The following is a 17,097-nucleotide window of genomic DNA, read 5'->3' on the forward strand; positions in this document are numbered from 1 at the left end:
TGATGCGGATTGCAAGCTTAAAATCGCGCGGATGCTGCGCCGAATGCGTCATGAAAATCAGCTGCAGGCGCCGTCCGGCGGACTGCCGTATATTATTGAATCAGGCCCGGCAAACAATATTGATGATGGCTTGCGAATTGGTTTAAGCTTTACTTTAATGCAGTTTTTAAATGAAGAGCAGGTGCGCCAATGCAAAGTAAAGCATCCAATTTCCCCATGCAAATGGCTTTACTCGGGCTGACAGCAAGCATTTGCCAATGCCTTTATGCAGAAGCGGGTTCTGCGGAGCCTGCTGTGCTTCCGGTGATAAAAATAGAAGCAGCCCGCACAGACAGCGCATGGCTGAACACCCCGGCGTCGGTATTCCGCACAGCGCAGCCGGAAAACCGCAATGATCTGGGGGTGAATTTAACCGAAACCCTGAAAGGCGTGCCGGGCCTGCAGCTGAATAACCGCGAAAACTATGCGCAGGACCTGCAGCTGTCAATGCGCGGCTTTGGCGCGCGCTCTACTTTCGGCGTCCGCGGCATCCGCCTGTATGTTGACGGCATTCCCGCCACCATGCCAGACGGGCAGGGCCAAACCTCAAATATTGACTTAAGCAGCCTGAGCCATATTGAAGTTCTGGGCGGGCCATTTTCATCGCTTTACGGCAACTCGTCCGGCGGCGCGGTTTTAACCTCAACCAAAGAAGGCGCGGGCAAGGACTCCATTGAGCTGGGCTATGCCGGCGGCAGCCATCATAAAAGCCGTGCCGATGTTATTCTGCAAGGCGGCGCGGATAAAGCCGGCGAGCCAAGCTATGTGGTCAGTTCATCCTATTTTGAAACCGACGGCTACCGCGATCACAGCGCGGCGAGAAAAGTGCTGAGCAATGCCAAGCTGACGTGGGATTTGGATGACGGTTCGAAAGTGAACTGGATTGTGAACCATGTGGATATCAATGCCGATGATCCGCAGGGCCTGACCCGCGCGCAGTGGCAGGCTAATCCCAAACAGGTGAATGACGCCAAAAATATTTACGATGTGCGCAAGGAAATTAATCAAACGCAAACAGGGCTGACCTGGACAAAACCTTTAAATGATCAGCATGAACTGTATGCCATGGCTTATGCCGGGCAGCGTGAAGTCACGCAGTATCAGTCTATTCCTAAAGGCGAATATTCGATTGACCTTGGTGTTGATAAAGATGGAAAGCCTATCCCGTCTACAGGCCAAAGAAACCCGCGCCATGCCGGCGGTGTCATCGATTTCAGCCGCGATTATTATGGGACAGACCTGCGCTGGACCGGCAGGGAGCTGCTGCCCAATACGCGCTTGATTGCCGGCTTGGCTTTTGATTTTATGAATGAAGAGCGCAAAGGCTATGAAAACTTTGATGCTGCCGGCTACGGAGTCAAAGGCGCGCTGCGCCGTGATGAAAGCAACCGCTTATGGAATTTAGACCCGTACCTGCAGGCTTCCTGGACTTTCCTGCCGGCCTGGACTGTGGATGCCGGCCTGCGCTATAGCAATGTGCATTATCAATCCAAGGATCATTATCAGCAAAAAGCGCTTTACCCGGCCGATAAAGACAATGGCGATGACAGCGGCAAAACTGACTATGACAAACTGCTGCCTTCAGCAGCGCTGAGCTGGGCAATTTCGCCGCATTTGAACAGCTATGTCAGCTATGCCAAAGGCTTTGAAACCCCGACCTTTACCGAAATGGCCTATTCAGCCAATGACGGCATGAATTTCAGCTTACAGCCTGCCAGCAGCGACAATTATGAGTTGGGGCTGAAAGCGCAAAATGCCTGGGGCAATTTCACGGCAGCGCTATTCCAAAGCAAAACACAGAATGATATTGTTTCTGCAGGAAATATTGATGGCCGCTCTACATTCAGAAATGCGGACAAAACGCTGCGCCAAGGCCTGGAGCTGTCATGGAATAAAACGCTGTGGCGTGAGTTGACGGCGCAGGCCAGCTACAGCTATTTGGATGCTGTTTTTGATGCAGAAATTCCAAACAGTGACCCGAAAAAAGCCGTAGCGAAAGGCAACAGGATTCCCGGCATTGCCGAAAATCAGGCCTTCGCCGCTTTAGGCTGGCAGCCGGAAACAGGCTTTAATGCCGGCATGGATGTGCGCTACATGGATAAAATTTATGTCGATGACGCAAACAGCGACGCAGCGCCCAGCTATACCGTGGTATCGGCCAATGCAGGCTATGTCTGGAAGCAGCAGGACTGGAAAGTGCGGACCTATGTGCGCGCCGACAATTTATTTGATGAAAATTATGCCGGCTCAGTGATTGTCAATGACGGCAACGGGCGCTTCTTTGAACCTGCGGATGGGGTAAACTGGAGCGCTGGATTCAGTATCAGCAAAGCTTTTTAATAGGGGAAGCCGGGTGTCTTTACTATTCAAGCCAATTCAGTTTGGCGCGCTTCAGCTCAGCAACAGAATTGTGATTGCGCCGATGTGCCAGTATTCGGCCAATGCGCAGGGCGAACTCAGCTACTGGCATGAACAGCAGTGGGCCAGCTATGCGCTGTCAGGCGCGGGAATGTGCATTGTTGAAGCTACGGCAGTGCAGCCCGAAGGGCGCATCAGCCATGCCGATTTGGGCCTGTGGGACGACATGCAGCGCGCCCAGCTGAAAGCGCTGCTGGTCAAGCTGAAAACCATTTCTCCAATGCCGTTCGGCATTCAGCTGGCGCATGCGGGGCGCAAAGCCTCAACCCGCAAGCCTTGGGAGGGCGGCGGCCAGCTGGCGCCGGAACATGCGCAAGGCTGGCAAACGGTTTCCGCCAGCCCCACGCCATTTCACCCGCAGGATCATGCGCCGCATGCGCTGACCGCGGCTGAAATTGAAACGCTGATTGCCGACTTTGCAGAATCCGCCAAGCGGGCTGCAGATGCAGGATTCCAGCTGATTGAGCTGCATGCAGCGCACGGCTACCTGCTGCATCAGTTTCTGTCGCCGCTGTGCAATCAGCGCAGGGACGAATACGGCGGCGCTTTTGAAAACCGCATCCGCCTGACACTGGAAGTTTTTCAGGCCATGAAAAATGCCGTGCCTGAAGATTTTCCAATTGGCGTGCGCATTTCCGCAACAGACTGGATAGACGCTGAGGACAGCTGGGATATCCATTCTTCGGTCGGCTTGTCCAAAGCATTGGAACAGCTGGGCGCAGCCTATATCCATGTGTCCAGTGGCGGGCTGCATCCGCAGCAGAAAATTGACTTGCATGCCGGCTATCAAGTGCCGTTTGCCGGAGCGGTGAAGCAGGCGGTGGATATTCCAGTCATTGCGGTGGGCTTAATTACCGAAGCCATGCAGGCGGAAGGCATTTTGCAGTATGAGCAGGCGGATGCCGTCGGCATTGCCCGCGCAATGCTGTATGATCCGCGCTGGCCGTGGCATGCAGCTGCTGAACTGGGCGAAGCGGTGCAGATCGCGCCGCAGTATCTGCGCTGCCAGCCGCATGGGCAGAAAAGCTTATTCAGCGCTTTTTAATCTGCAGCTATAAAAAAAGCCCTGAATCATCAGGGCTTTTTTCGCTTGCAACGCAAACTAGCTGCTTTGGCTTCAGTTAGCTCTTTTTGGCTGCCGGCGCCGGATTTTTTGCCTGCTCCGCAATCATTTTATCCACAGTCGCCAGTGACGCTTTGGCCTGCGGCACATTTTCTTTGGCTAAGGCGGTAAAGATTTTTTTTGCTTCCGGCAGATTCTGCGGAACAATATTGCCGTTGGCGAACATATTGCCCACAGCCATCAGCGCTGGAATATAGCCTTTTTTCGCTAAATCCTGAATGCTGCTCAGGCCTTGCTGAATCGGCTTTTCATCTTTGTTTTTAAAGCCGGTGCTGATGTCATACAGCGCTTTGGCGTGAACCGCCTGATAATTGCCTTTTTTAATCAGCGGGTCTAAGCGCGCCAGTCCGGCTTTATCTGATTCAGGCTTGTTTTCAGAGAACAGCAGTACGGCTAAATCGATGCTGGCATCATCAAAGCCTTGTGAAGCGGATTTTTCTAAATACTGCTTGGCTTTGGCCGGATCAGGCTTCAGGCCCATTGAGCCGGTAATATAATTTTTGCCCAGCACATAGCTGGCCACCGGATAGCCCTTCGCTGAGGACTGTTCATACAGCTGAATGGCTTTTTTCTCGTCTTTGGCCGTGCCTTGGCCTGTCTGCGTCAGGTAGCCGAGGTTATACAGCGCCTGCGCATTGCCCTGTTTTGCTAATTTGTCCAATGCCTGATAAGCGCCGGTCATATTTTTAGCTTTGACCATCGCCTCAATTTTTGTAAATTCAGGATCAATGGATTTGGTATCCATGCCTGCCAGCGCAAATTGAGAAGATAATGCAATTAAACCCGCGAGTAGAATTTTTTTCATTTATAAACCTTTTTTAAAACAGTAACATAAATCCATTTATGTGTATTTGTGCATATGTTGGGAAACCTTAATTCACATCATAGTTAGAATTGTGTGAAAGTAAATATGCCTTTTGTGAAATCTTCCAAACAGTTTGCGGCGCTCTGAGAGCCGCTGTTCTGCTTGCGGCTGCATTGGCGCGCAAAAAAGGGCTGTGCCGCGACCGGCCAAGCGCTGACAGTCTGTTTCTGCAGTTTATCTGCCTATAATGAGGCGATTCTGAATTTTCCTGCAGATGAAACTTGCTTTTAGTAAAGTTTTTGATTAAATCACAGCTGAAATTAATCAATGAGTATAGGCATGTTTGTTAAAGGCATTAAGCGCAATTATGACAAAGTGAATCAGGATGCATCTATTCCGGATGAAGCGAAAATTGACGCGCTGCTGATGAAGCTGGGCGCCGAATTTTTGGTGAGCAAGGAAGACCGTGTCTATGTTTTTGCAAAGGACGGCGTGACGGCAAAATTTGACGCCAAGCACGCGCGCGCCTTCCATTTTAAGCAGTACATCGTCAAAGACATGAACAAGCTGTTTCATAATTTTTAGGATCTGCCGGCCGCGGTTTTAATTTATTCAGGCAGGTAGGGCGTCATAGAGAGCTGAAGCATTTCAACCAGTTCTGCATCCATGTACTGATAGTCATCTGGAATATCTAAGATGATGATTTTCTTATGCTTCAGTTCTTTTGCAAACTTTTCCTGAATGGCCTGCTTATGTTTATGCTCCATCACGGCAATTAAATCCGCCCAAGCGATATCTTTCACGGAAACTGTGTGTTTGGCGTGCTTGCTTGTGCCTGCGGAACGGGTGCGCAGGCCGCAGCCGGCTGCAAAGATTCTCTCCGCAGTCGGGCTGCGCCACTGGTTGCGGCTGCAGATGAAAAGGGTATTCAATTCACAGTAATCCAAAATCAAATTGCGCTTATTTTAGCCTTTGCGCTGAAGAAATGCGCGGATACTCAGTGCCAAGCTGTCTGGAGCGGGATATTTTCAATGACCTGCTCCAAAGGAGTTTCCAGTCTTTTTCAGCTTTCCAAAGGGTTGAAGTGTGCCTGCAGTCCCGGCCGCGGTGCAGGTAATTGACTTTACGCCGCCAAGCGCGGTTACGGTTTGAATTATTTTCAAAATCCTGCGGTATTGTTTGCATTTTTTAAACTCATGAGCTGATCGGGTTCAGCAGCCGCGATAACACATGATTTTGATATTTTATAAGCATTTAGTCAGGCAGGCAAGCGTAGGCTGTGGCAGAGTATTATTGCAGCAATGCTGATTATTGCTAAATTCTAAAGTCTGTATTAAGAATAATTACCTATAAAATATGATTGCACTAGATTTTAGTCACGTTAACTATTTCGGCAATTAACGATAGCGCTTACTGCCTCATTTTTCCTTTAAAAATTTAGATGCCTTTGCGCAGGCAAGTCCCGACTTTGGAAAGACCCAAAGTCGGCAAAAGTCTTTTGTTGCCCATACACGGCGTCCTTGCCGTGATGGGCAACGTGCGGCATCCATGCCGCACTCGCGTATCCAAGGTTTATTTTAATCAAAAGCTTAGGAAGCTGAGGAGATTTTCACGGAGTCATTTAAGAAAACTTAGCCATCATATAGCTGAGTTTTGAAAGCTGTATCACACATCATCTCCCATAAAATATGCTTTCATTCGGTTTTGTATGTGATAGCTATTTAGGTAATTGGTTATAGTCGAGGCATTTTGCAGTAAGCGCTTTAATAATCATGGTGTTTCATGCGTTTTTTATAAGAAGGTTTTTGAATTCCGGCTCAATCATATAATTTTTCAGTCATTAAAAAGCCCCCAAATCTGGAGGCTAATGTATCACAGCTGCATAAATTTTAAAGTCTTACTGCGGACGAGCTACATCGCCGCTCAAGCTTTCAGGCAAGTCTAAAACCGCCACATCCAGTTCAGCTAAAGCTTCAGGACGGGCAATCACCAAGGCGATATAGCCATTTTCAATGGCCGCGCTGTTAACTACTTGCACCCCCTTATGCAGCTGTTCGCCTTGCGCCGGAACAGCGCCTGCGCCTTGAACCGCATGCAGCCACGCTTTCGGTTTGGCTTTAAACCACAGGCGCGCAATCACTTCCTGCCCCAAGTAGCAGCCCTTGTCATAATGCACGCCTTCACGCTGATGCAGGCGCAGCTCTTGCGGCTGGAACATGCCTTCAGTTTTTTGGCTGATGAATGCTTGACCGTTTTGAATGGCAGACACTTCCCAAGCTGTAATATCAGTGGTTTTTGCTGAAAAAGCAGTCGTATCTTCAATCAGTGTCGGGAAAACTGAACCCGTGGGTTCAAGCTTCATTTTAGAGAACGCGCCGTACTTTTTAATGTGCTTGGAAAACTCGTCGGCCTGATCCGCCGTGGTGACAATCACAAAGCTTTCCGGATTCACTTTTTTCAGCCACAGGCCAAACTGGATGCGGCCTTTCAGGCTGCAGATGCCGGTATAGCGCGTCACATTTTCCGCTAAAGCTTCGGCATTTAAGGTCACTTGGCCCTGCAGGAATTTTTGCGCATCCGGGCCGTTCAGGGTGAATGAGGAGAAAGCTAGATTGCTCATGTATTGTTCGCCTGTTTTAAATCTAATACTAAAGAATTAGGCTTATTTTCCGCTATTTTTGAAAAAAAATCACATTTAGAGCAAATAACCCAAAAGTAATGTAACTAGATATTTCTAAAACCCCTGTTTTTATATTTAAGCTTATGAAATTTAAAGGATTTGGGAAATGGCTTTTCGGCAGTGTACTATGCCAGCAACCACAGTGTGAATGTCGACAAAAACACGCAGTAAAAAAAACGATTCATAAGGCAGCTAAGCAATGAACAAAAACTACCGCAAACCACTGCAAGACACCCAGCTCGAATACTATGACGTGCGCCAAGCCGTAGAAGATATTCAGCCAGGCGCATATGCCAAACTTCCCTATACCTCCAAAGTGCTGGCGGAACAGCTGGTGCGCCGCTGCGATCCGGCCATTTTGGAACAGTCGCTGAAAGAACTGATTAACCGCAAGCAAGACCATGATTTTCCGTGGTATCCAGCGCGCGTGGTGTGCCATGACATCCTGGGACAGACTGCGCTGGTTGACTTGGCCGGCCTGCGTGACGCGATTGCCGACCAAGGCGGCGACCCGTCTAAAGTCAACCCGGTGGTGCCGACCCAGCTGATCGTAGACCATTCCTTAGCCGTAGAATACGGCGGCTTTGACCCGGACGCCTTTGAAAAAAACCGCGCCGTGGAAGACCGCCGCAATGAAGACCGCTTCCACTTCATCGAATGGACCAAAACCGCTTTTGAAAATGTCGATGTGATTCCTGCGGGCAACGGCATCATGCACCAAATCAACCTGGAGAAAATGTCTCCGGTGATTCAGAACCGTGATGGCGTGGCCTTTCCGGATACCTGTGTCGGCACCGATTCGCATACCCCGCATACCGATGCGCTTGGCGTGATTTCTGTCGGCGTGGGCGGCCTGGAAGCTGAAAACGTGATGCTGGGCCGCGCGTCGTGGATGCGCCTGCCGGACATTATCGGCGTAGAACTGGTTGGCCAGCGCAAGCCGGGCATTACTGCAACCGACATCGTACTGGCTTTGACCGAGTTCCTGCGCAAAGAGCGCGTAGTCGGCGCATATTTGGAATTCTTCGGTGAAGGCGCAGACAGCATGTCTGTCGGCGACCGCGCGACCATTTCCAATATGACTCCGGAATACGGCGCAACCGCGGCCATGTTCTATATTGACCAGAACACTCTTGATTATTTGACTTTGACCGGCCGTGAAGCGGAGCAGGTCAAGCTGGTTGAAGCCTATGCCAAGGAAATTGGCCTGTGGGCATCGGACATGGCGCAGGCGCAATACCCGCGCGTGCTGCGTTTCGACCTTTCAGCCGTCACCCGCAACATTGCCGGGCCATCAAACCCGCATGCGCGCGTCTCTACAGCCGACTTAAAGGAAAAAGGCATTGCCGGCGTGGTGGAGCAGCGCACCGATGGCCTGATGCCGGACGGCGTAGTGATTATCGCCGCCATTACCTCGTGCACCAACACTTCAAACCCGCGCAATACCGTAGCTGCCGGCCTGCTGGCGCGCAAGGCCAATGAACTGGGCTTAACCCGCAAGCCTTGGGTGAAATCATCCTTTGCGCCGGGTTCTAAAGCGGCGGCTTTATACCTTGAAGAAGCAGGCGTGTTGCATGATTTGGAAAAACTCGGCTTCGGCATTGTGGCCTATGCCTGTACCACCTGCAACGGCATGTCCGGCGCGCTGGACCCGAAAATCCAGCAGGAAATTATTGACCGTGACCTGTACGCCACGGCAGTGCTTTCAGGTAACCGCAACTTTGACGGCCGCATCCATCCTTATGCAAAACAGGCGTTTTTGGCTTCTCCGCCATTGGTGGTTGCCTATGCGATTGCCGGAACTATCCGCTTTGACATCGAAAAAGATGCGCTGGGCACGGACAAAGACGGCAACCCGATTTACTTAAAGGACATTTGGCCGTCGGATGAAGAAATTGATGCACTGGTAAAAGAAGCGGTGAAGCCTGAGCAGTTCCGCAAAGTGTATATTCCAATGTTTGATTTGGGCGTAACGGAAAAAGCCGCCAGCCCGCTGTATGACTGGCGCCCGCAAAGCACCTATATCCGCCGTCCGCCGTACTGGGAAGGGGCTTTGGCTGCGCCGCGCACCTTGTCCAATATGCGTCCGCTGGCGATTCTGCCGGACAACATCACCACGGATCATTTGTCGCCATCCAATGCAATTATGATGGATTCGGCTGCAGGCGAATATCTGCATAAAATGGGCGTGCCTGAGGAAGACTTCAACTCTTATGCAACGCACCGCGGCGACCATTTAACGGCGCAGCGCGCGACTTTCGCCAACCCGAAACTGTTCAATGAAATGGTGGTTCGCGCTGACGGTACGATCAAGCAAGGGTCGAAAGCGCGTGTGGAGCCTGAAGGCGAAGTGATGCGCATGTGGGAAGCGATTGAAACCTATATGAACCGCAAGCAGCCGCTGATTATCATTGCAGGTAAAGACTATGGTCAGGGTTCCAGCCGTGACTGGGCGGCCAAAGGCGTGCGCCTTGCAGGTGTTGAAGCGATTGTGGCGGAAGGTTTTGAGCGCATTCACCGCACCAACTTGGTGGGCATGGGCGTGCTGCCGCTGGAGTTTAAAGCGGGTACTGACCGTAAAACTTTGAAGCTGGACGGCACAGAGCTGTATAGCGTCATTGGTAATATCGCGCCGCGTTCGACTTTAACTTTGGTGATTGAGCGTGCGACGGATGAAGGCAAGAGTGAAACCGTTGAAGTGCCTGTAACCTGCCGTCTAGATACTGAAGAAGAAGTGTCTGTATATGAAGCGGGCGGTGTATTGCAGCGCTTTGCACAGGATTTCTTGGAAGGGAATGTGGCTTGATGATTTAAGCTAAAGTCATTGATATTGTTTTAAAAGACCCTGCTGTGAAGTGGGGTTTTGTTTAATGGAGATAAGAAATTAAAATAGTATTTGCGATGCTTATTTTTATAGTCAGTCAATTCACATTTGCAGGCTATGATATTCATATCACTAAAAAAGAACATTGGACTGATGAAAATGACATTTGTATTAATAAAGCAGATTGGAAAAAATATCTAGAAATTGATTCATCAATACAAGTAGATCACGATAATAGTGAAGGTTCTTATCTTGTCTATATCAATAATGATGAATATGCGATGTGGATAGACTATAAGGGCTGTGATTTGATGACTAAAAATCCCAACACAGAGTTTCTAAATAAATTAATCGAGATATCAAAAGCATTAGATGCGAAAGTGCAGGGTGATGAGGGTGAGGTGTATATAACGTCTGATCAGTTGATTTACCCTTAAAGATACGCCAATAAATTTGTTTGAAAAATACTCAAAAAAATACCTATCATAAGATACATACCAAAACTTATGGAGTAGCCTCATGTCTACCGCAAAAGTTTTTATGACAGGGCGCAGCCAAGCGATTCGCTTACCTAAAGAATTCTGTTTTGAAGGCACATAAGTCGAAATCTTCCGCTGTGGCGATGAAGTCATACTAAGGGAAAAACCAGCCACAGCAGAACGCTTATTTAAGGTATTGTTACAAATGCCTGATGACTTTTATGCAGAAGAAAGAGTGGATGGACCACAGCAAGAACGAGAAGAGTTTTAATGCAGACACAGTACTTGCTATATACAAATATTTGTATCTATATCACTAGGCATCAGCCTGAAACTGTTCGTCAGCATTTTGAAAAACATCTCCCAAACCGCAATATTTTAATTTCCGTGATTACATTGGGCGAGCTGCGTTTTGGCGCAGAGAAAAGCCAGAAAAAAGAAAAAGCGCTAAAGGTGATAGATGAATTAACGTCAATGATTCAAGTGGCTGAATTAGATGAAAATGCAGCTGAGCATTATGCACAGATACGCCAAGACCTTTCATCCAAGGGACAGATTATCGGGGCGAATGATTTGTGGCTGGCGGCGCATGCAAGAGCAAATAATTGGGTTATAGTCACCAATAACGAAAAAGAATTTTTACGTGTTGACGGCTTGAAAGTAGAAAACTCGCTAACCAAAACATTCTGAGCTTGTCAAATTTTATTTGGAAATTATGCTTCGCCCATCTGCCGCCATCACCTGTCGAAATGAACAATAGACATCCATCATAAAAGGAATATACTGAATAGACCATTTCTAAAACACATGGAGAACAAAAATGGTTACTGCTGGCTCAATACCCGGAACAGGCTTCTATTTTTGTGTTCAGTGCGGACGACGCACATACTTAGAAATTGGTACAGACCGTTTACCCCCATGTACCAAATGCCACGGCACTGAATTTAAAAAATAACAGTACCTAGCGGAATTCATAAAACAGCCAATCCTGTTTTAGACAAAAGCCCCATTACACCATGGGGCTTTTTATTGGCGCCTGCAGAAAGCAGCGTCTTGAGTTTTGCCGAATCAATCAAATCCAGCTGAGAAATAAAAGACTGTTTTATATAACAATAAAAAAATCAAAAAATACTACGATAACCAAAACTAGTGATTGATTTTTGCTCAATAAAGGCATAATTTTAGTACGGGATTACAGAAAGCATTACTTTTTGTATGGGTTTGTTTGTAGTTGAACTTTCTAAAAAAAATATTGGGGAACTGTGAATGATAAAATTTATTGTAGATGAGCAGCCGACAGCCAAGGGCGTACACCTGATGCACAATGGCAATCAAGGCTGTGAGGACATGCCTAAATTTGATGATCAAATTCTGATTGGCTATTTTGCAAATTATGAGCTGGCCTATAAGCGCGCCAGAATGAACTGGCCGACCGAAAAGGTGGAAGGCTGCAGCAAATGCTGCATTGCTTAAATGGAGCTAGGGCATAATGCCGGCTTAAAATGATAAAAATAAAACTCCGCCAGTCAGGCGGAGTTTTTCAATAAGGGAAGAAATTTCGATATGTCTGAGATGCCGGCCGGCGCATAAAAATAAAATCCATGCCGCGCCAAGCCATTTATCCTAAGGTAAAAGGCTTTGAAGGAATCAATCTTGCAGAACTTTAAGCGCAGCTTCAGCTAAAAAAAGGTTAAAATAACAGCAGTAAAAGGCAGCAGGGAAAACGGCATGAACACAACCCAGCTAGCAGATTTTCTGCTCTATTGCGCGCTCGTCAACTACAGCATTTTAATCATCTGGTTTTTGGCCTTTGTTTTCGCCAAAGGCTGGATGAAAAGCCTGCATGGCCGGTGGTTCAAGCTGTCCGACCAAAGCTTTGACGCCATGCATTACGGCAGCATGGCCGTGTATAAAATCGGCATCATGCTGCTGAACCTTGCGCCGTATATTGCATTAAAATTGCTCTGAATACAGACGCAAATCCAGCATCAGAATAAATTTCAAGGGGGCGCAGGGATGAACGGAAAAACAGAATACCGGCCATGCATGGTCTGCAAAAAAAACTTTCCGCTAAACAGCCTGATTCCGATGGGAACCGTGCGCAAGGTCATTACTGAGGAAATAGCCAAGGATTTTCCCGAATGGAGCGCGCAGAACTATATCTGCCAGCCCGATTTAACCAAATACCGCATGCAGTATGTGCAGTCCATTCTCAGCTCGGAGCAGGGCGAAGTTTCAAACTTGGAATATGAAGTCATCCACAGCATGCGGCAGCATGAGCTGATCAGCAAAAACGTAGAAAGCCGGCTCGATCAGAACTGGACATTAGGCGAACGGCTGGCGGATAAGATCGCGGCTTTCGGCGGCAGCTGGGCGTTCCTGAGCTGCTTTGCGGCCTTTTTAGTGATCTGGATTCTGGTCAATACCGTGGTGATGGTGAAGCATCCCGCAGATCCTTATCCCTTTATTCTGCTGAACCTGATGCTGTCCTGCCTGGCGGCCATACAGGCGCCGGTGATCATGATGAGCCAGAACCGGCAGGAAGCCAAAGACCGCCTGCGTTCGGAAAACGATTATCAGGTTAATCTGAAAGCCGAGCTGGAAATCCGCAACCTGCATGAAAAAATTGACCATCTGCTGATGCATCAGTGGGACAGGCTGGCCAAAATTCAGGAAATCCAGCTGGATCTGCTGTCGGAAATGAGCAAGAAAAAAGAATAATCCGCAGGGCGGCGCGGCAATTCGGCTGCATGCAATACTATTTTGAGAAAATATTCCTATAGAATAGCCTTTTAATGCAATAAAAAACTGAATTTTCATCCCATTGGGGAAAAAATACTTTGAAGCTGCATTTGCGCGGAAAACTTTCCTAAAATATCTGAAAATTGCCGAATCTTCGGAAATTAATCCCTCAGCGCTTTGGCTACTATAGATTTCAAGGGTGTGACAGAGATCGAAAAGAGCAGCATGCTGTGAGCGGCGCAAAACGCGAGTGCAGTACTTACCCAAAAGGTCTCGATTCGGCTTAGGACGCTATAGATCACAAGTTTATAGGCTATAAGATCAGGGCTTACCCAGTCATGATAGTTGAAGTAAACGATTCAGTTTTCTCTTACACCGCCCTCAGAATTCAGCGTTTCAAATCATCCGGCAGAATAAAAAATCTAAGCGCTGCCGCTAAAACTTCCCGCTACAAATCAGCATTGAAAATATCCAATCCTGCACTGCAGCCACAGGCGCTTCATTTCAGCACGGCATCAAGCTTTCATTTATAAGTGTGAAACAGTGCGCATATTGCGCTTTTTCAGCATGATGCATTCAGATTATTCATTTAAAAACAAAATGATGCATATTTTCTAACTTTTGGTAAAATTCAAGCAGATCATTCAAAAAGAGCAGAATAAAAATGACGATATTTGATCTGGAAATCCGGCATCCGCACCACCATTCGGATTCAGAAGCTGAATTCATGGAAGATATGGCAGCGCAAGACCTGATGGCGAAATTCAATGCCATGAACTGGAAGCAGCTGCAGATCCTCATGCTGCAGATGCGCGGCGGAAAAGCGGTTTTTACGGTGACGCATCAGGCATCCAATCAGGCGGTGAAAATCAGCCTGATAGAGCTGCCGGACACCGGCGCGCTGGCCTTTAATCTTGAAAGCGATATAGAAGTGCAGGCGGTGCAGAAAAATTTATTCGGGCTGCTGAAATACAAGGCGGCCGATTATGTGCAGTTCCGGCATTTAAGCCTGCCCGCCACCCGCAGCTATCTGGAGGCATTTAGCCGGCAGCAGCTGGATCAGCTTAAGCAGGATTATCTGCAGCGCTGCGCTGCGGCAGTTTGATAGGCCGACTTGCCTGCCAACTGGGCAGAGAATGCAGATTTCCGCGGTGCGGGCGGCTGCATAGCCGCGCCTCTTGCAGGGCCGGGAAAAGGCTGAGCGAAGAAAATTTTCCTGAAATCAGGCCATATATGCAGTAAAAGATGCGATTAATTTATGCTGCTGGGAAAAATTTTCACAATAATAAATTTTACGGAAAATTTTCTTAAAATCACGCTGAATCGTTTTTTTTTAGGGAAACAATCCCGCAGCGCGCTGGCTAATATAGCGTCCAAGGTGCAGAAGAGATCGGAAAGAGCAGCATGCTGCGGGCGGCGCAAAACGCGAGTGCAGTACTCACCCACAAGGTCTCGATCCGGCTTAGGACGCTATAGATCACAAGTTTATAGGCAATAAGGTCAGGGCTTACCCAGCCACGGCAGTTGAAGCAAACATGCAGTTTTCTCTTTCATCCTGTAAAATTTCATTACTCTACAAGTATTTATAAATAAGCATTTGTCCGCTAGAATTCTAAAAAATACCCAGCGCGGACAACACAGCATGCAGCCCAATCGGATTTATTTTGCCGGCAATCCCTGGCCGGAAGGCCACCCCGTTAAAGAATTTCAATGGTCAGCGCGCCTGATCAATGGCGAAGTCTGGTTTGATCTGCATTTAAAATCTGCGGACTATTACAGCGAACGCGACATTGACGGCAGCATGGAGGATGCAGATGCAGAGGGCGTGGAATATGCATCAGACTGGGAAGCGCCGATTGTCTGGGAAAATTATCATGCATGCACTTTGTCCAGCACCTACTGGCAGAGCCGGGGCTTTAAGGCGTGCAGCCGGCAGGAATATTGCCCGGAATTTTTTGACGGCAGGGAATTTTCCGTAGATCCTGCGCCGGAACAGGCGGAGGACTGGGACGATCTGGCGTTTCATATCTATCTGCTGGGCCATGATTCGGCCGCCAAGCACCGCATCAAGTTTGAAAAGGCCGCAGAGACAGGCTTATTCAATATCCGCTGGACAGGGAAAATTGCGCCTGCTTATACCGGCAATTATGAATATACGCATGATTTTTCAGTGTATCTGGAAAATGTGGAATTTCCCGCTTTGGCGGATGCTGCCGGCTGAGGCTGCTTTAAATGCAGAGATGCATTATCTTAATATTTGAAAAATAGAAATTTAATGCTGCAGGCACTGATCTTTTCTGCATGGAGCATTTTGTGTGGAATAACCGTCATGATGAAAAAATATCTGTACCCCTTGGTGCTGGGCTGCTCGCTGCTGGGCCTGACGCCCGCTTTTGCGCAGCAGACGCCGGAACAGGTCACCGCCGCGTATTTAGATGCGGCGAATAAAAGCGGCTTAGCGGAAACGGCAGGCTATTTTCACCCGGATGAGCTGAATAAGTTTAAAAGCGCCTTTATCACGCTGTTTGAAAGTTCGGGTGATCAGGAGCTGGTTCAGATGTTCTTCGGTGAGCAGGCTGCCCTGGCGGAGCTTAAGGCGATGCCTGCTGAACAGTTTGCGCGGCGGATGCTTGGCGCAATCAGCAAGCTGATGAAGTCTGAAGATATTCATTTCACTCAGTCGAAAATTGTCGGCAGCGTCAAGGAGGGGGATGCAATTCATCTGCTGGTCCGGCAGTATGCGAGTGTTGAAAATATTGAGTTTAATTCCATGCAGATTGTGACGCTGAAGCCTTATCAGGACACTTATAAGCTGATGTTTTCAGACAAGCTGGACAGCATGATTAAAGGCCTGCAGGCGGGTCTGGCGAAACGCTGAGCGCGCAGCTGCAGGCGCTTGGGGCCGGCGCTTTTCTGCATTCGGCGCGGGGAATTGACAGCCGGACTGCGGCTTGATATTTTGCGCGCATTCTCCTGCTCAGCCGCGCCCTCATGCCTCCTTTAGACGACAGTTTTGTATACCAGCCCCCGCAAGAAGCGCTTGTGATTGCCTATGAAGATGATGATCTGGTGGTAATTGAAAAGCCCGCCGGCCTGCTGTCTGTTCCGGGGCGCCTGCCGGAGCATCATGACAGCGCCTACCTGCGGGTTCTGGCGCAGTATCCGCAGGCGAAAATTACCCACCGCTTGGACATGGCGACCTCAGGCATTCTGATGTTTGCCAAGCACCGCGATGCCGAAGTGGCGGTCAGCAAAATGTTTCAGGCGCGCACCGTCACGAAGAACTACATTGCTCTAGTGCAGGGCCTGCTGCAAGGCGCGGGCAGCGTGAATGAACCGCTGATTGCTGACTGGGAAAACCGCCCGCGCCAAATGGTGCATTATGAGCTGGGCAAGCCTGCGCAGACCTTGTATCAGGCATTGAGCTATGATGCTGCGCAGGACATCAGCCGCGTGCTGCTGACGCCAATTACCGGGCGTTCGCATCAGCTGCGCGTGCATATGATGCATATCGGCCATCCGATTAGCGGCGATAAAATCTATCATCCGCATGCATCGCAAAGCCCTTTAAAGCGCATGGCGCTGCATGCTAGCTATTTGGCCTTTACCCAGCCTTTAAGCGGCGAAGAGGTTGAAATTAAAGGCCATGTGCCGTTTTAAAATGCCGGCGCAGCGGCTGAATCGTGCGGTTGGAAAGTCGGGTAACAGGCAGCCCTAAACCGCGCAGCGCTTTACGCTAAGGAATTAAAAATACAGCGCTTTTTGCATAAAGCCAGCCTGAAAGCCATGCCAAGCTGAGGCAGTATGGAAAGGTTTATCCAATCAAACCGGAGAAATTCTGCAGCCGGAATTTATTTTTCAAAATATTTCCAAAACCGCTGAAAATGCATTTAAGCCGATAAATCCAAATAAAAAACAGCAGACTATTTAGAACTCTGCAGATCCGCCATTGGTCATATTTTGATTGGCAGCGCTTAAAACTTGGCG

20 protein-coding genes and 1 pseudogene are annotated in these 17,097 nt (G+C 48.7%); 17 read left to right on the plus strand and 4 right to left on the minus strand.

Translation table 11 applies throughout. The features are described from left to right. The first annotated feature begins 43 nt into the window (after positions 1 to 43). Genes BEN74_RS14140 through BEN74_RS14150 form a run of 3 tightly spaced genes read left to right on the plus strand, consistent with a single transcriptional unit; the run spans position 44 to position 3,502 of the window. Positions 44 to 241, plus strand: a complete 198-nt coding sequence (locus BEN74_RS14140; protein WP_162898195.1) for a hypothetical protein — start codon at positions 44 to 46, stop codon at positions 239 to 241. Then, positions 190 to 2,379 carry a TonB-dependent receptor gene (locus BEN74_RS14145; protein WP_068908524.1) on the plus strand — a complete coding sequence of 730 codons (2,190 nt, stop codon included), beginning with the start codon at positions 190 to 192 and terminating at the stop codon, positions 2,377 to 2,379. The genes BEN74_RS14140 and BEN74_RS14145 overlap by 52 nt, the downstream gene beginning before the upstream one ends. A 13-nt stretch (positions 2,380 to 2,392) precedes the next feature. Continuing rightward, complete coding sequence (locus tag BEN74_RS14150) at positions 2,393 to 3,502, plus strand: NADH:flavin oxidoreductase/NADH oxidase (RefSeq protein WP_068908522.1); 1,110 nt, start codon at positions 2,393 to 2,395, stop codon at positions 3,500 to 3,502. A 76-nt stretch (positions 3,503 to 3,578) separates the two neighbouring features. On the opposite strand, the gene BEN74_RS14155 is transcribed toward BEN74_RS14150, so the two are convergent. Beyond that, on the minus strand, positions 3,579 to 4,385 hold the full coding sequence (locus BEN74_RS14155; RefSeq protein WP_068908520.1) for a tetratricopeptide repeat protein: 807 nt from the start codon (positions 4,383 to 4,385) through the stop codon (positions 3,579 to 3,581). Positions 4,386 to 4,724: 339 nt separating this feature from the next. On the opposite strand from BEN74_RS14155, the gene BEN74_RS14160 reads away from it, so the two are divergent. After that, entirely contained in the window at positions 4,725 to 4,970 is a 246-nt protein-coding gene (locus BEN74_RS14160; RefSeq protein WP_068908518.1) for a hypothetical protein, read from the plus strand. A 23-nt stretch (positions 4,971 to 4,993) separates the two neighbouring features. On the opposite strand, the gene BEN74_RS14165 is transcribed toward BEN74_RS14160, so the two are convergent. From BEN74_RS14165 to BEN74_RS14175, 3 genes are all read right to left on the minus strand, one after another. Next, positions 4,994 to 5,317, minus strand: coding sequence for a low molecular weight protein tyrosine phosphatase family protein (locus BEN74_RS14165; RefSeq protein ID WP_068908574.1), 324 nt, complete (start codon positions 5,315 to 5,317; stop codon positions 4,994 to 4,996). Between the two features lie 28 nt (positions 5,318 to 5,345). After that, entirely contained in the window at positions 5,346 to 5,570 is a 225-nt protein-coding gene (locus tag BEN74_RS19715; protein WP_086374338.1) for a hypothetical protein, read from the minus strand. A 712-nt stretch (positions 5,571 to 6,282) separates the two neighbouring features. Continuing rightward, a complete protein-coding gene (locus BEN74_RS14175; RefSeq protein WP_068908515.1) occupies positions 6,283 to 7,005 on the minus strand; it encodes a YgfZ/GcvT domain-containing protein in 723 nt (240 codons plus the stop codon). A 259-nt stretch (positions 7,006 to 7,264) separates the two neighbouring features. On the opposite strand from BEN74_RS14175, the gene acnD reads away from it, so the two are divergent. From acnD to BEN74_RS14235, 13 genes and pseudogenes are all read left to right on the plus strand, one after another. After that, complete coding sequence (gene acnD, locus BEN74_RS14180) at positions 7,265 to 9,871, plus strand: Fe/S-dependent 2-methylisocitrate dehydratase AcnD (protein ID WP_068908512.1); 2,607 nt, start codon at positions 7,265 to 7,267, stop codon at positions 9,869 to 9,871. Between the two features lie 95 nt (positions 9,872 to 9,966). Beyond that, positions 9,967 to 10,326 (plus strand): hypothetical protein, encoded by a 360-nt coding sequence (locus BEN74_RS14185; protein WP_068908510.1) that lies wholly within the window; start codon positions 9,967 to 9,969, stop codon positions 10,324 to 10,326. A gap of 82 nt (positions 10,327 to 10,408) precedes the next feature. Next, positions 10,409 to 10,639, plus strand: a pseudogene (locus BEN74_RS19905) (antitoxin). Continuing rightward, positions 10,639 to 11,058 (plus strand): type II toxin-antitoxin system tRNA(fMet)-specific endonuclease VapC, encoded by a 420-nt coding sequence (vapC, locus tag BEN74_RS14195; protein ID WP_068908508.1) that lies wholly within the window; start codon positions 10,639 to 10,641, stop codon positions 11,056 to 11,058. The pseudogene BEN74_RS19905 and the gene vapC overlap by 1 nt, the downstream one beginning before the upstream one ends. A gap of 130 nt (positions 11,059 to 11,188) precedes the next feature. Continuing rightward, entirely contained in the window at positions 11,189 to 11,323 is a 135-nt protein-coding gene (locus tag BEN74_RS14200) for a zinc ribbon-containing protein (protein WP_086374337.1), read from the plus strand. A gap of 311 nt (positions 11,324 to 11,634) precedes the next feature. Beyond that, the gene (locus BEN74_RS14205; RefSeq protein WP_068908505.1) at positions 11,635 to 11,841 is read left to right on the plus strand and encodes a hypothetical protein; all 207 of its coding nucleotides are present in this window, start codon (positions 11,635 to 11,637) and stop codon (positions 11,839 to 11,841) included. 255 nt (positions 11,842 to 12,096) lie between these two features. Beyond that, positions 12,097 to 12,336 carry a DUF6868 family protein gene (locus BEN74_RS14210; protein WP_068908503.1) on the plus strand — a complete coding sequence of 80 codons (240 nt, stop codon included), beginning with the start codon at positions 12,097 to 12,099 and terminating at the stop codon, positions 12,334 to 12,336. A 48-nt stretch (positions 12,337 to 12,384) separates the two neighbouring features. Beyond that, positions 12,385 to 13,089, plus strand: coding sequence for a DUF1003 domain-containing protein (locus tag BEN74_RS14215; RefSeq protein ID WP_068908500.1), 705 nt, complete (start codon positions 12,385 to 12,387; stop codon positions 13,087 to 13,089). A 359-nt stretch (positions 13,090 to 13,448) separates the two neighbouring features. After that, on the plus strand, positions 13,449 to 13,643 hold the full coding sequence (locus BEN74_RS19500; RefSeq protein ID WP_162898196.1) for a hypothetical protein: 195 nt from the start codon (positions 13,449 to 13,451) through the stop codon (positions 13,641 to 13,643). Positions 13,644 to 13,774: 131 nt separating this feature from the next. Then, positions 13,775 to 14,215 (plus strand): hypothetical protein, encoded by a 441-nt coding sequence (locus BEN74_RS14220; RefSeq protein WP_068908498.1) that lies wholly within the window; start codon positions 13,775 to 13,777, stop codon positions 14,213 to 14,215. Positions 14,216 to 14,752: 537 nt separating this feature from the next. Next, positions 14,753 to 15,331 (plus strand): hypothetical protein, encoded by a 579-nt coding sequence (locus BEN74_RS14225; RefSeq protein WP_068908495.1) that lies wholly within the window; start codon positions 14,753 to 14,755, stop codon positions 15,329 to 15,331. A 108-nt stretch (positions 15,332 to 15,439) separates the two neighbouring features. Continuing rightward, on the plus strand, positions 15,440 to 15,988 hold the full coding sequence (locus BEN74_RS14230) for a hypothetical protein (RefSeq protein WP_068908492.1): 549 nt from the start codon (positions 15,440 to 15,442) through the stop codon (positions 15,986 to 15,988). A 113-nt stretch (positions 15,989 to 16,101) separates the two neighbouring features. Continuing rightward, a complete protein-coding gene (locus BEN74_RS14235) occupies positions 16,102 to 16,770 on the plus strand; it encodes an RluA family pseudouridine synthase (RefSeq protein WP_068908490.1) in 669 nt (222 codons plus the stop codon). Positions 16,771 to 17,097 lie beyond the last annotated feature (327 nt).

Source organism: Acinetobacter sp. WCHAc010034, from assembly GCF_001696615.3.
In the GTDB taxonomy this organism is placed as follows: Bacteria; Pseudomonadota; Gammaproteobacteria; order Pseudomonadales; family Moraxellaceae; genus Acinetobacter.

Coding starts and splice junctions, on each gene's coding strand:
- BEN74_RS14140 (WP_162898195.1), top strand. CDS start 44: ATGCGTCATGAAAATCAGCTGCAGGCGCCGTCCGGCGGACTGCCGTAT.
- BEN74_RS14145 (WP_068908524.1), top strand. CDS start 190: ATGCAAAGTAAAGCATCCAATTTCCCCATGCAAATGGCTTTACTCGGG.
- BEN74_RS14155 (WP_068908520.1), bottom strand. CDS start 4,385: ATGAAAAAAATTCTACTCGCGGGTTTAATTGCATTATCTTCTCAATTT.
- BEN74_RS14160 (WP_068908518.1), top strand. CDS start 4,725: ATGTTTGTTAAAGGCATTAAGCGCAATTATGACAAAGTGAATCAGGAT.
- BEN74_RS19715 (WP_086374338.1), bottom strand. CDS start 5,570: ATGCAAACAATACCGCAGGATTTTGAAAATAATTCAAACCGTAACCGC.
- BEN74_RS14175 (WP_068908515.1), bottom strand. CDS start 7,005: ATGAGCAATCTAGCTTTCTCCTCATTCACCCTGAACGGCCCGGATGCG.
- acnD (WP_068908512.1), top strand. CDS start 7,265: ATGAACAAAAACTACCGCAAACCACTGCAAGACACCCAGCTCGAATAC.
- BEN74_RS14185 (WP_068908510.1), top strand. CDS start 9,967: ATGCTTATTTTTATAGTCAGTCAATTCACATTTGCAGGCTATGATATT.
- vapC (WP_068908508.1), top strand. CDS start 10,639: ATGCAGACACAGTACTTGCTATATACAAATATTTGTATCTATATCACT.
- BEN74_RS14200 (WP_086374337.1), top strand. CDS start 11,189: ATGGTTACTGCTGGCTCAATACCCGGAACAGGCTTCTATTTTTGTGTT.
- BEN74_RS14205 (WP_068908505.1), top strand. CDS start 11,635: ATGATAAAATTTATTGTAGATGAGCAGCCGACAGCCAAGGGCGTACAC.
- BEN74_RS14210 (WP_068908503.1), top strand. CDS start 12,097: ATGAACACAACCCAGCTAGCAGATTTTCTGCTCTATTGCGCGCTCGTC.
- BEN74_RS14215 (WP_068908500.1), top strand. CDS start 12,385: ATGAACGGAAAAACAGAATACCGGCCATGCATGGTCTGCAAAAAAAAC.
- BEN74_RS19500 (WP_162898196.1), top strand. CDS start 13,449: ATGATAGTTGAAGTAAACGATTCAGTTTTCTCTTACACCGCCCTCAGA.
- BEN74_RS14220 (WP_068908498.1), top strand. CDS start 13,775: ATGACGATATTTGATCTGGAAATCCGGCATCCGCACCACCATTCGGAT.
- BEN74_RS14225 (WP_068908495.1), top strand. CDS start 14,753: ATGCAGCCCAATCGGATTTATTTTGCCGGCAATCCCTGGCCGGAAGGC.
- BEN74_RS14230 (WP_068908492.1), top strand. CDS start 15,440: ATGATGAAAAAATATCTGTACCCCTTGGTGCTGGGCTGCTCGCTGCTG.
- BEN74_RS14235 (WP_068908490.1), top strand. CDS start 16,102: ATGCCTCCTTTAGACGACAGTTTTGTATACCAGCCCCCGCAAGAAGCG.